Consider the following 11,815-nt stretch of genomic DNA (forward strand, 5'->3'; position numbering starts at 1 on the left):
AGACCTGTCGATCAGCTCAGATGCGTTACCGCCCAGGCCACCTGGTCTCCACCCCGTCGCTTGGCTCGATACATCGCGTTGTCGGCGTCGGCAAGTATCCGATCGATGGTTCCTGAAGCGTCCGGGATTGTCGAGGACAGCCACACGCTGGCTCCGACGCTCACGGAAATCGACTGCCGACCGGCGGGCCGCGATATCGAATTGTGAATGTCCACCACGGTTTGTTCGATGCGACGTGGCTCCACGGGCATGAGAATCACGAACTCGTCGCCGCCTGTCCGGGCAACCAACCCGACCTCTCCGACCGCTGAGTTCAGACGCCGACCGACTGTCACCAGCATCCGATCACCTTCTGCGTGACCCAGTTTGTCGTTGACGCTCTTGAACGAATCGACATCGATCACCACCGCGAGGACAACGTGTCCTTGGAGTTCGCCGACACCGAACAGCTGTTGCCAGACGTTGTGCAGCCCACGTCGGTTCAGAGCAGCGGTGAGTGGATCGCGCCAAGAGTGTCGTGCATCGTCGGTCAAGTACAAGACGAGGAAATGCACGGTCATCGCGGCGGACGCGATAACACACCCGATGACGAATCCAGTGGACACCGACAGCGAAGAATCGGTATCCGGATCGGTTACAGCGCGAATTGTCAGTAGGGCAACGACGAACAGCGCGCCGACGATCTGTGCCGTGACTATTCGAGGGCTGTGGAATACCGACGAATAGTTCGCGACGACCACGAACAGGACGGCGCCGGTCAACGCCAGGAAGCTCGAATGGATTCCGGCGAGAAGTATCAAGGACAAGCAGATATTGGTGAGCGAAATGAAACGAACGGATTGGTGGTGGCTCGGCCAGGACCGTCCGAGTGACCAGCGAATCATGCAGTAGAGCGCGATCATGCATGCTGCGCCCGCCGCGAGCCGTTCAGGGAGGTCGGTTGCGCCACCCTTCACGAATTGAGCCAGTACGGCGAGTGCCACGAACACAGCGCACCAAAAGGTGACGACCACTCTGGCTGTCCCCAACATCGATCGAGCAGCCAGAAACCGAGGGAACCATTCACCGTCGTACGCAAGAGACCACCAGCGACGCAACAGTCCAGTTGTTTGACGAATGTTCTGCCCCAACCCCGCAGCGCCACTGACTCCCATGAAACCCCCTCCGAGATCTTGCGAAAATTCCCGGAAGATTCTTCGTCAAGATTTGATCCCCGAACAAGGTACCCGATAGTTGAACGATGGATTGATGCCTCGTGAGGTGTGGGCCGCTCTAAGGTGCGATCGGTGTGGTCAGGATCTTTCTGAGTGCCGGAAGATCCAGGGTTGCAGCAAGATCTGCAATCGTGACTCCCGACAGCGATGCGCGCCAGGCTTTTTCGGCGTCGGCCATGACTTTGGCAATTCCGCAGGCGGAACGGCATTGCTCCGGTGGAGCGGCGAGGATTCCTTGCTGTCGAATCTCCGTGCACCGGAACGCAGGTTCAGTGCCGTCAACCGCCTGGACGACGTCGAGAACGGTGATTTTCTCGGGAGCCCGGGTGAGGACGTACCCACCGTCTCGGCCCTCGGTCGGATTGACCAGACCGGCGTGCGCGAGCGCTCGCAGATGCTTCGCCAGGTATGTCTTCGACACCCCGTGAAGTTCGGCGAGTCTGGCTGTGGGTACCGGCCCCTCGGCCTGGCTGAGAACCACACAGCAGTGGAGTGACCACTCCACGCCTCCGGAAAGCTTCATGGTTGAACTCTATCGACGCGGTGGAACGTGATGCGGGCCGGACGTCGCTCGAGTGGTCGACGTCAGGCCTTCTCGGCAAGCCACGCGTCGTACGTTGTCGGCGCGATCCATGCGTCGACGCCGGGTGTCGGGGTGAGTGCCGAGTTGTCGAGTTTCGCGCCGAAGTACCCGGCCTCGGGGTCGGAGATCACCGAGCGCTTGTCGCCGGTGACGACGAACAGGCGCCGGACCAGTTCGTCGATGCCCAGCGGTTCGGGCCCGGCGATCTCGACCGTGCCGTTACGCGGCGCACCGGTCACTACCTCGGCGACGTGAGAAACGACGTCCCGTGATGCGATGGGCTGCAGATGTGCCTGTGTTGCATGGACCGTGCCGTCGGTGGTTCCGGCGTCGGCGATTCCGGCGACGAACTCGAAGAACTGGGTCGATCGGACGATCGTGTATGGGGTCGGGCCGGCTTTGACCAGGTCTTCCTGGGCGACTTTGGCTCGCATGTACCCGGAATCGGGCAGTCGATCGGCGCCGACGATGGACAGGATGACGTGGTGACCGACGCCCGCCTTCTCTTCTGCGGCGAGGATATGGCTGGTTCCGTCACGGAAGAAGGCCAAGACGTCTTCGTCCGACCACGACGGGGAATTGGTCAGATCCACGACGACGTCGGCACCATCGACTGCTTCGGCGATTCCTGCGCCGGTGGTGATGTCGATCCCGTCTGCCCGACCGAGCGCCTTCACGTCGTGCCCGGCGTCAGCGAGCTTGGCGGCGACCTGGCTTCCGATCAGTCCGCTTCCGAAAATGACGATCTTCATGATTTTCTCCTTTACTCGGATAAGTCATGTCCAAGTATACTCGGACACAACTTATCCAAGTCAAGGGTTGTCCGATCAGCCGAAGAGTTCGGCTGCGAGTGCTTCGTAGGTCGCGAGCGGATCACCCTCGGCGGGAAGTGCTTGGATCGCAACGTGATCGGCACCTGCCGCGACATGCTCCCGAAGTCGATCCGCGATGGACTTCGCGGTACCGCGCGCAACCAGAGCGTCGATGACGCGATCGTTTCCTTCGTTCGCCAACTCTTCGGGCGCAAAACCGAGGCGCTCGAGATTGCTCGTGTAGTTGCGCAGATACAGATACGGGTTGGCGACGGCGGGGCGACCGATTGCTCTGGCCTTCTCCGGATCGGTTTCCAGAACAACCTTGTGCTCAGGGGCAAGAATCTTCGAAGGACCGAGGATTTCACGAGCTTCGGCGGTGTGTTCGGGGATGGTCAGGTACGGATGCGCGCCGGCAGCGCGATCTGCGGACAGCTTCAACACCTTCGGTCCCAGTGCGGCGAGGACGCGCCGCGATTCCGGGACCTGGGCCTCGTCGAGTTCGTCGAGGTACGACACGAGCGAGGCGTACGGCTTGGTGTAGTCGCCGGTCGCCTCCGGATGTCCGACGCCTACGCCGAGCAGGAATCGCCCCGGATGCGCGGCTTCGAGTCGGTGATAGGACTCCGCCACCTCGGCCGCAGGTGAGGACCAGATGTTGACGATTCCGGTCGCCACAGTGATGTGCTCGGTCGCGTCGAGAAGTTTCTCGGCGATCCGTAGATCGGCGCGTGGTGAGCCGCCGATCCAGATGGTGCCGAAACCGAGTTTCTCGATCGCTGTTCCCAGTTCGGGCGGCAAACCAGCCGCTCCTCGCCAGATTCCGTAGGTGCCCAGGTCAGGTGTTTTCGTAGTCTCCGTCACAGCGGGTGCAACTCGGCTGCTGCCGGGATCTATTCCTTCCGTCGTCATTTGCCCGGCGCGCGGTAGTCGGTCGGTCGCTTGACTGCCTCGTCGATCTGCTCCGGCGTGAGCAGCGTGATCGACTCCGAGCGTGCTGCACCTGCCGCAGCCGTGCGAATGCTCAATGCGGCTGCCGCGACGTCGTCCGGTAGGTTGCCGATGACGAACATGTCGTGACCGCCCAGTGCGAAGTGGCAGGATTCGACTGTGCCGCCGATGCTTTCGACCATTCGGGTTATCGCGTCGCGCCGCGCAGTGCCTCCCTCCTGCTGTAGGCCGGCGGCGCCGGAGGGTGAGTACGTCACTTGCCAGAGGTATTTCGGCATTTCCACTCCTTGCTCGGGATGGGTACTTCGATCGTGTACCCGTAGGGCGCTCGGTGGCAATGGGTAGGGGACAATCACGGCATGGTTGGAACTCCGGTGATCGTGACTATCGTGTCCGTGTGTGTAGGTTTTGTGATCTTCATGCTGGCTGCCAGTGGTGCACGCGGAAAGTGGGACCGTCGCCTCGTGATCGCGTTGTTCGTCGGTGCGGTGGTGTGCCTGACCGTCGTACCGGTATCCGTCGCGCTCAGTGCCGGAGTTTGAAACACCGAGTGTCAAAACGCTCGAGTGCCGCTTAGTCTGAAGCGATGGCAGATATTCGGGTAGGTATCTCCGGGTGGACGTATCCCGCGTGGCGCGGAGATTTCTATCCGAAAGGTCTTGCTCACCGCAAAGAATTATCTTATGCCGCAGAGAGATTGACGTCGATCGAGATCAACGGCTCGTTCTATGCCCTGCAGAAGCCGGAAAGCTACACCAAATGGCGCAGTGAAACTCCCGAAGATTTTATGTTCGCGATCAAGGGCGGCCGGTACATCACGCACATGAAACGACTGCTCGACGCCCGTGACGGACTCGCCAACTTCTTCGCCGCCGGAACACTCGCCCTCGGTCCCAAGCTCGGACCGATCCTGTGGCAACTACCTCCGACGCTGCAGTTCGAACCGCAGCGGTTGACCGACTTCTTCGACGGTCTTCCCCGCACCACCCAGGCTGCAGCCGATCTGGCAGCACAGCACGACGACAAGCTCACCGAAGACCGAGTGTTCGCCCAGACCGAGAGGGATGTGCCGATTCGCTACGCGGTGGAAGCGCGGCACGCCAGCTTCGAGACCGACGAAGCCGTGGACCTGATGCGCGAGCACTCCATCGGTTTTGTCGTCGCAGACACCGCCGGCAGATATCCCCGCATCACCACTCCGACTACCGATTTTGTCTACGTGCGGATGCACGGGGACAAGGAACTGTATGCGAGTGGGTACACCGACGAAGCTCTGGACAAGTGGTCCAAGCGCTTTCGGGATTGGATGGACGAAGGCCTCGACGTGTACGTCTACTTCGACAACGACATGAAAGGCTTTGCGCCGCACAACGCAATGTCCTTGTTGGAGCGGCTGCGCTGACGGATCGCCTGGCCTGTCGGTGGGATGTGGAAGGCTTCCGCATGAACGCGAGGACCGAGGAGATACCACGATGACGCCAGAACAGCGGACGCCGGAACAGCGGACGCCGGAACAGCGGACGCCAGAACAGAGCTGGCCGACGCATTGGCCGAAGGTCGCCCGTGACATCGCCGATGCCACGGCCGACGCACTCGCCGCGGTGCGGGCGGCAAATCGTGACGGACTGCTCGTGGCTGTCGAGGAACTGCGCGGGCTCTCGTTCGAGCAGGTCAGCTCGGTTCACGCGGCGATCGTGCGCGAATTGCTCGAGGACACGCATCCGGACGGCTTGTCCAGCGAGGACGTGCAGGATGCGCTTACTGCCTGCGCCAAGTCCACAATCGTGTGGCTGCCGGATCTGGACGTGCAGGCGCTCGCTGCGGTCTACACCGGGGCGCTCGGGATTTCGGATCTGGAGGACGATTCGTTCCGCATCGGGCACGGCGCGTACCTGCGTTCGGCGGTTCTGGTCATCGGAAGTCTGTCGACCGGAGTGAAGAAAGCTCAGAGCGCGTACGTCATTCGTGCAATCGACGAAATCGCACGTGCTCAGACCATCGAGATGCCCTGAGCGTCAGCTCGTAAATCGAATTAGGCTGAGGTCATGTCCAAGATCGCCAGCGCAGATCGTGTTTCGTTTGCCGAACTCCTCGAGTTCATCAGGCCGCGCCATCGGGCCACGTTCGTCACGGTGAAGAAATCCGGCGAGTTGCAGATCTCTCCGGTGACGTGCGGGGTCGACGACGAGGGTCGGATCGTCATCTCCACGTACCCGGAACGGGCCAAGGCCGCGAACGTTCGCCGCACCCCGGCGGTGTCTCTGTGTATCCACTCCGACGAGTGGAACGGCCCGTACGTCCAGGTGAACGGAACCGCGGAGTTGATCGACCTCCCGGACTCGGTGGAACCGTTGGTCGACTACTACCGATCCATCGCCGGTGATCATCCCGACTGGGACGAGTACCGCGAAGCCATGCGCAAGCAGGGCAAGAGCCTGATCCGCGTCACCGTCGACTCCTGGGGCCCGATCGCAACAGGTGGGTTTCCGCCCGGACGCTGACGCTATCGAGCGGGTGGCGAGAGTTCGACTACGTGCGCATCTCTGGCGGCCAGCGGTTCTTTGCAGTGTGCGCAGACAACTTGGGCGTGCAGGATCTCACCGCAACGATGCTCGACGACGGTAGGCGGCGGACCCGTCGTCGCAAAGGTATCTCCCCATTCCATGAGTGCTATCAGGATCGGGTAGAGCGCCTTCCCTGATTCGGTGGCGACGTATTCGTAGCGCGGTGGATGGTCTTCGTAGCGACGCTTCGTGAGGACGTCGGCCTCGACGAGGGTGCGCAGACGCGCGGCGAGGATGTCGCGGCTCGCACCCGTGCCCGCGGCGATCTCGTCGAACCGTCGTTGCCCGAGGACGATTTCTCGGAGCACCAACAGTGACCACTTCTCGCCGACGACCTCCAAGGCGTTGGCGATGGAGCAGTTGCGTCCTTTTGTCGCCGTCATCTCTGGGGCCCCTGTTAGTTGGAAAAGTTAGTTGGGAATTCCAACTTAGCACTTGACGGCATGTATTCGAGGGCGGAAGGTAGGTCGAGAAATCCAACGGAGCAGATGAGGGGTCGTCATGACGGAATTGAATCTCGAGGCAGCAAGCGGATTTGTCAGCGCTGCCGGATTGCAACTGGACGAGGTGTCCGGCACGAAGGTCGTCGGACACATCGATCTGTCCGAGGCGCATCACACTCCGTGGGGTGTAGTCCACGGCGGTGTCTACACGACCGCCGTCGAGTCGGCCGCGAGTATCGGAGCCAGCACTGCAGTGGCGGATCGTGGCGAATTCGCCGTCGGTGTCCACAACGGAACGGATTTCCTGCGGGCGCGTACGGGTGGGCGCGTGGACGTCGTGGCTCTCCCGATTCAGCAGGGACGCGTTCAGCAGTTGTGGTCGGTGGTCATCACCGATCCGGAATCGGGCAAAGAGGTGGCGCGCGGTCAGGTGCGATTGCAGAACGTACCGCTGCCGAAGTAGATCAGTCCCAGATCCCCGAGTCGATGTTGCGTGAGATTCGTTTGAGCAGTGCCGTCAACTGGGCACGTTCGTCCTCGTCGAGTCCGGTCAGTACTTGACGGTCTCGCTCGACGCGTCGGGGGAACTCTGCCTCGACCAATGCGCGACCGGCATCGGTGAGTTGAAGCAGAACCACCCGTCCGTCGTGTTCGAAACGCTGACGCTCGACAAAGCCCAGCTTGGCCAGACGGTCTGCGTGTTTTGTGGTGGCGGCGCCGCTGACCATCGTGACGGCGGTGACTTCGCTCGCTCGCAGGGGGCGGTCACTGCGAGCGAGTGCACTCATCACGTCGAATTCGGCGCGAGAGACCCCGCTGGACGCCAGGGCGCGGTCGAGCTGGTGAAGAGACTGAGCGTTGATGCGGGCGATCCGGCCCATCACTTCGACGGGGGCGGTGTCGAACTCCGGGTAGGCGCGCTTCCATTCGCGACGGACTTTGTCGATGAAGTCGTCTTCGGATCTGTCAGTCGCACCCATGGCCCCATCTTAGCGACAGAATTCACATTACTTCACAAGTAATTTACTGGTGAAATAAATGTATGCTGAGTCGGTGACCCGAACCGAAACCGCAGCCAGGACGCCCAGCCGTCTCACTCATTCGAGTGAGGCCATTGCACATACGGTCTCCGGGGCGACGTGGCGAGCGGCTTTTCGCGTCGGATCCGCCGACGCGACCATCGCCCCCGCGATCAGGGTCGGGCTCGCCACCGCCGTAGTCCTCGTGGTCGGCGGACTGCTCGGGCATCGGGAGTTGGCCGGCTTCGCGGCCTTGGGCGCGCTGTGCGCCGCGTTCGGTAGGTACGAGCCGTATCCCCGGTTGGCGGGCAAGCTGGCGATGGTCGGTGCCGCATTGGTGGTGTCCATCGCTTTCGGCAGCGCAATGGGTGTTGTGGGCGTTCCGATGTGGTTGCAGATCGGCATCCTGTCGTTGCTGGCCGGTGCGTCGTACTGCTTCATGTCGGGCTTCCGGATCACCGGACCAGGGCCCGTCATCCTCGTCTTCGCGGCGACCGGTGCGGCCGGATATGCCTCCAGTGTCGATGATCTGGCGAGGCTGGTGACTGCCGGTGCGCTCGGAGTTGTGGTCGGTTGGGTGGCCGCGATGCTCCCAGCGCTCGTACTGCCGATGGGGCCTGCCCGTCTGGCAGTTGCTCGTGCAGTCTCCGCGGTGGGGCGTCTCGAACAGTCCGGCACAGACGCAGTGGAACCGGCGCTCGGATCGATTGCCAACGCCCGCTTGGTCATTGCGTCGAGCGGTCGGATCAAGTCGACCGTCGATCACGGACGCGAACTGGTCGCGGTGCTCGACGAAGCAGAAGCGGCAGTACAGCAATGGCAGTTGCACGGCGATGCGACTTTGATCCGGAGTATTGCTCAGCACGAGAAGGAGCTTCGGAAGCTCAAGCGCTCCAGCATGATCGAACACGACCTCGCGCCGGCGCCCACGCTTGCCGCCCCCGAGGGCTATTTTCTCGAAGGATTGCGCCGACTGTATTCGCGCCCGGTGCGGATGAATGCTCTCCGCATCGTGGCGGCCTCGGCTCTGGCCGGTTGGCTCGCGGCAGGAGCCGGGTTGGAGCATCCGCTGTGGGCGTCGATGGGTGCCATCGCCGCGATGCAGGGACTGAACTACAAGCAGACCGTCCAGCGCGGGATCCAGCGGTTGGTGGGAAATGTCGGTGGCGCCGTCGTGGCCGCTGGGCTCATCGCATTGACACTGGGCTACTGGCAAGCCGTTGCCGTGATCGTGATTCTGCAGACTGCTGCGGAGCTGCTCGTCATCAAGAACTATGCGCTGACGTCACTCGCCGTCACTCCGATGGCACTGCTTCTCATCGGTTTCAGTGCCCCGATCGGGACCGAAGCGGCAGTGGCTCGCGTCGCGGACACTCTCATCGGCGTGGTGATCGGTATCGTCGTCGCTGCTGTCACGATCAGTCGATCGGATCGCCACCACGTCACCGTGTAACCGGTACTGCTGTGTTTCCGGTACTGCTGTGTTTCCGGTACTGCGTAGGCTCCTGCAGGTGGAGGACAGCACGCCGATCGACGGCCGGAAACTGCGTTACCAGCATCGCCGTGCCGAATTGCTCGAGCAGGTAACCGCGTATGTCACGGCGAACGGCGTCGGTGAACTGTCCATGCGGCCGTTGGCCAAGGACCTGGGGATCAGCCATGCGACACTCATCCACCATTTCGGTTCGAAGGAACAACTACTCACTGAAGTAGTCGCAACCCTGCGAGACAGCTCTTCTCTCGACATCTCTTCCGGGACCGACATCGTCGAGATGTTGACGAGTTACTGGAATGGGCGCACATCAGCGGAATCGTTGCCGAACTTTCGCTTGATGTTCGAGATCTACGGACAGGCGTTGTTGCATCCGGAGCGGTATCGCGAGTTTCTCGATCATGTGGTGGGGGACTGGTTGGGTGGTTTGACGGAAGCTGCGCTCGCGCATGGATGTCCGCCCGATCGCGCTGATCGCTACGCGACGATCGTGTTGGCGCAGATTCGGGGGTTGACGCTCGATCTCGTGACGACCGGTGACCGCGTCAGAATCGACGCGGCGTTTGCCGAATTCGCGGCCGCGATGGGCGCTCTGGTCAGCTCGTGGAAGGCGATCTGACGGTCCGATTGCCGTGACGCTTCAGGCGATCTGCTCGAACAGGGACACGATGATCCCTTCCGGCCCACGCACGTAGGCCATGCGCACGCTGTTCTCGTACTCGCCGATCCCGCCGATGAGCCCGTAACCATCCGCAGCCACCGCGTCGACCGCCGCCTGGAGATCGCCCACCTCGAAAGACACGTTGCGCAGACCGATCTCGTTGGCCATCGGAGCAGGCGATCCGGGTACGTGGTCGGGCGTGACGAAGGACGAGAGCTCCAGCCGTGACCCTTCGCCCGGAGGGCGCAGCATGGCGATTTCACACTTTGCTCCAGGGATACCGCAGACGGTTTCCACGAACTCGCCCTCCACGGATCCGGTGCCCTCCACCTCGAGACCCAGACCGACGAAGAACGCCGTCGCTGATTCGAGGTCCGCGACGGTGATGCCGATGTGGTCGAAACGCTGTACGTGTGCCATGGACACATCCTCCTACTGTTTCTTCGTGCCGGTTCGATACTGGGTCGGAGTCGGGGCCGGGATCTCGACATGTACGTGTCGCAAAGCTGCAAGATTTTGCTTGACCGATCGGTTAAACAAAATCTACGATAACGTCCAACGAGGTCGCCCACCGCACGAACCGGAGTCGTCAGACGTGAAATTCCAGTCGAAGTCGTTTGCCCGCATATCCATCGCAGCCCTCTGTGCTGCAACGATCGGCTCCGCCGTTGCTGCGCCCATCGCGTCCGCGCAGGCGCCGAGCGCGTCGCAAGCCACCGGCACTGTGGTGTCGAGTGAGCCGCTACCGAAGGATCTGTGGATTCCGGGTACCGCCGACGCCAAGCGATTCACGTACTGGACCATCGGTTCCAACGGCGGGCCCGCGCTGAGCAGTGGCGCGTACTACGTCCCGGCCGGCCCGGCACCGGAAGGTGGTTGGCCCGTCATCGCCTGGGCGCACGGCACCACCGGACTCGACGATTCCTGTGCCCCTTCGCTGGTCGGTCCCGGCCTGCCCGAACGTGACTACCCGTACCTGGGGCGCTGGCTCTCGGAGGGCTACGCCGTCGTCGCCACCGACTACGTCGGTCTGGGTACACCAGGGCTGATGCCGTACCTCGACGGAAAGGTGGAGGCGCACAGCGTAGTCGACTCGGTCAAGGCGGCCCGGGTCATCGACTCCTCCATCTCGAATCGTTGGGCAGTGGTCGGACAGTCGCAGGGCGGCGGTGCGGCCATCACGACGGCCCGCTACGCAACCGAGTACGGAGGGGATTCGCTCGACTACCGCGGTGGCGTGGGTACCGGAGTGCCGGCCAACATCGAGTTGACCCTCCTGCCTGCCGGTCCGGGCTTCCCTCCCATCGCCCTCGGCGGCGGGTTGACGTCGTACGCGCTCTACATCCTCGCGGGCTTGCGGGAAGCGCACCCCGAGATCGACTTGAATTCCTACCTGAACGACTTGGGAAGGGAAAAGGTCGACTCGGCCGAAAAGCTCTGCGCCGCAGACCTGGACGAGGCATCCAAGGATCTGGTCCTCGGTGACATCTTCTCCCGCCCGCTCAGTCAGATCCCGAACTTCCAGGGTCTGCTGAACGATTACATGGGTGTACCGACCAGTGGATACGACCGCCCTATCTTTATCGGCCAGGGCCTGCTTGACGTGGATGTCCCTGCACCGTCTGCACTTTCGCTGGTTGCAGCGTTGGTCGCCAACGGTGAACCGGTCACGTTCAAGACCTACAACACCGATCACAGCGGCGCTTTGGTCGAATCGCAGGCCGACACGATTCCGTTCGTCGCGAACCTGTTCCGCTAGGCATACCGAGAATCCAGATCATCCGCGGGGGGGGGGGGGGGGGGGGGGGGGGGGCGAGTGTGTAGCGATAGTGTTCTGCCCGTGTTGCTTCCGCAGCATCCGGTGGACCGGCAAATTTCCCGATCAGTGTCTCCATCGATGAACGGGGATCTGAGGGTCCGTAGTTGCTCAGGCGTTCCAGCATCGCGCTGTGATCGGGTGAAGGCTGTCCGCTGGGAATGCGCCTGGCGTCGTTCATGGCAATCAGTGTGGTTGTCGAAGTGAAGGCGACGGTGTAAGCCTGAGCGGCTTCTTCCCCGAACCCGGCGGCGGTCAGT

16 protein-coding genes are annotated in these 11,815 nt (G+C 62.2%); 8 read left to right on the plus strand and 8 right to left on the minus strand.

All coding sequences use genetic code 11. The features are described 5' to 3' along the window. Positions 1 to 11: 11 nt before the first annotated feature. The 5 genes from AC1DVN_RS13695 to AC1DVN_RS13715 form a co-directional block, all read right to left on the minus strand. Complete coding sequence (locus tag AC1DVN_RS13695; protein WP_020971004.1) at positions 12 to 1,154, minus strand: GGDEF domain-containing protein; 1,143 nt, start codon at positions 1,152 to 1,154, stop codon at positions 12 to 14. Positions 1,155 to 1,272: 118 nt separating this feature from the next. Then, positions 1,273 to 1,737 (minus strand): RrF2 family transcriptional regulator, encoded by a 465-nt coding sequence (locus AC1DVN_RS13700; RefSeq protein ID WP_020909359.1) that lies wholly within the window; start codon positions 1,735 to 1,737, stop codon positions 1,273 to 1,275. A gap of 62 nt (positions 1,738 to 1,799) precedes the next feature. Further along, entirely contained in the window at positions 1,800 to 2,549 is a 750-nt protein-coding gene (locus AC1DVN_RS13705; RefSeq protein WP_046379406.1) for an SDR family oxidoreductase, read from the minus strand. A 75-nt stretch (positions 2,550 to 2,624) separates the two neighbouring features. After that, positions 2,625 to 3,473, minus strand: coding sequence for an LLM class F420-dependent oxidoreductase (locus tag AC1DVN_RS13710; protein ID WP_024487511.1), 849 nt, complete (start codon positions 3,471 to 3,473; stop codon positions 2,625 to 2,627). A 44-nt stretch (positions 3,474 to 3,517) separates the two neighbouring features. After that, the gene (locus AC1DVN_RS13715) at positions 3,518 to 3,838 is read right to left on the minus strand and encodes a GYD domain-containing protein (protein WP_007729728.1); all 321 of its coding nucleotides are present in this window, start codon (positions 3,836 to 3,838) and stop codon (positions 3,518 to 3,520) included. An 81-nt stretch (positions 3,839 to 3,919) separates the two neighbouring features. Between AC1DVN_RS13715 and AC1DVN_RS13720 the strand changes: the two genes are divergently transcribed. From AC1DVN_RS13720 to AC1DVN_RS13735, 4 genes are all read left to right on the plus strand, one after another. Beyond that, entirely contained in the window at positions 3,920 to 4,102 is a 183-nt protein-coding gene (locus AC1DVN_RS13720) for a hypothetical protein (protein WP_007729726.1), read from the plus strand. A 44-nt stretch (positions 4,103 to 4,146) separates the two neighbouring features. Continuing rightward, positions 4,147 to 4,962 carry a DUF72 domain-containing protein gene (locus tag AC1DVN_RS13725; RefSeq protein ID WP_020971002.1) on the plus strand — a complete coding sequence of 272 codons (816 nt, stop codon included), beginning with the start codon at positions 4,147 to 4,149 and terminating at the stop codon, positions 4,960 to 4,962. Positions 4,963 to 5,032: 70 nt separating this feature from the next. Next, on the plus strand, positions 5,033 to 5,572 hold the full coding sequence (locus AC1DVN_RS13730; protein ID WP_047889040.1) for a hypothetical protein: 540 nt from the start codon (positions 5,033 to 5,035) through the stop codon (positions 5,570 to 5,572). A gap of 33 nt (positions 5,573 to 5,605) precedes the next feature. After that, complete coding sequence (locus AC1DVN_RS13735) at positions 5,606 to 6,061, plus strand: PPOX class F420-dependent oxidoreductase (RefSeq protein WP_007729721.1); 456 nt, start codon at positions 5,606 to 5,608, stop codon at positions 6,059 to 6,061. Positions 6,062 to 6,063: 2 nt separating this feature from the next. On the opposite strand, the gene AC1DVN_RS13740 is transcribed toward AC1DVN_RS13735, so the two are convergent. Beyond that, positions 6,064 to 6,507, minus strand: coding sequence for a winged helix-turn-helix transcriptional regulator (locus tag AC1DVN_RS13740; protein WP_477993916.1), 444 nt, complete (start codon positions 6,505 to 6,507; stop codon positions 6,064 to 6,066). Positions 6,508 to 6,625: 118 nt separating this feature from the next. On the opposite strand from AC1DVN_RS13740, the gene AC1DVN_RS13745 reads away from it, so the two are divergent. Further along, complete coding sequence (locus AC1DVN_RS13745) at positions 6,626 to 7,030, plus strand: PaaI family thioesterase (RefSeq protein WP_069145498.1); 405 nt, start codon at positions 6,626 to 6,628, stop codon at positions 7,028 to 7,030. A 1-nt stretch (position 7,031) separates the two neighbouring features. Here AC1DVN_RS13745 and AC1DVN_RS13750 read toward each other — a convergent pair whose 3' ends face one another. Next, positions 7,032 to 7,547 carry a MarR family winged helix-turn-helix transcriptional regulator gene (locus AC1DVN_RS13750; RefSeq protein WP_019745590.1) on the minus strand — a complete coding sequence of 172 codons (516 nt, stop codon included), beginning with the start codon at positions 7,545 to 7,547 and terminating at the stop codon, positions 7,032 to 7,034. Positions 7,548 to 7,605: 58 nt separating this feature from the next. Between AC1DVN_RS13750 and AC1DVN_RS13755 the strand changes: the two genes are divergently transcribed. Next, a complete protein-coding gene (locus tag AC1DVN_RS13755) occupies positions 7,606 to 9,039 on the plus strand; it encodes an FUSC family protein (protein ID WP_051636510.1) in 1,434 nt (477 codons plus the stop codon). Positions 9,040 to 9,097: 58 nt separating this feature from the next. Further along, positions 9,098 to 9,697 carry a TetR/AcrR family transcriptional regulator gene (locus AC1DVN_RS13760; protein WP_020970999.1) on the plus strand — a complete coding sequence of 200 codons (600 nt, stop codon included), beginning with the start codon at positions 9,098 to 9,100 and terminating at the stop codon, positions 9,695 to 9,697. A 21-nt stretch (positions 9,698 to 9,718) separates the two neighbouring features. Here AC1DVN_RS13760 and AC1DVN_RS13765 read toward each other — a convergent pair whose 3' ends face one another. After that, complete coding sequence (locus AC1DVN_RS13765; RefSeq protein WP_029256408.1) at positions 9,719 to 10,159, minus strand: VOC family protein; 441 nt, start codon at positions 10,157 to 10,159, stop codon at positions 9,719 to 9,721. A gap of 175 nt (positions 10,160 to 10,334) precedes the next feature. Between AC1DVN_RS13765 and AC1DVN_RS13770 the strand changes: the two genes are divergently transcribed. Then, positions 10,335 to 11,498, plus strand: a complete 1,164-nt coding sequence (locus AC1DVN_RS13770; RefSeq protein ID WP_007729711.1) for an alpha/beta hydrolase family protein — start codon at positions 10,335 to 10,337, stop codon at positions 11,496 to 11,498. The last annotated feature ends 317 nt before the right edge of the window (positions 11,499 to 11,815 follow it).

This window comes from Rhodococcus sp. P4_E4 (assembly GCF_056401575.1).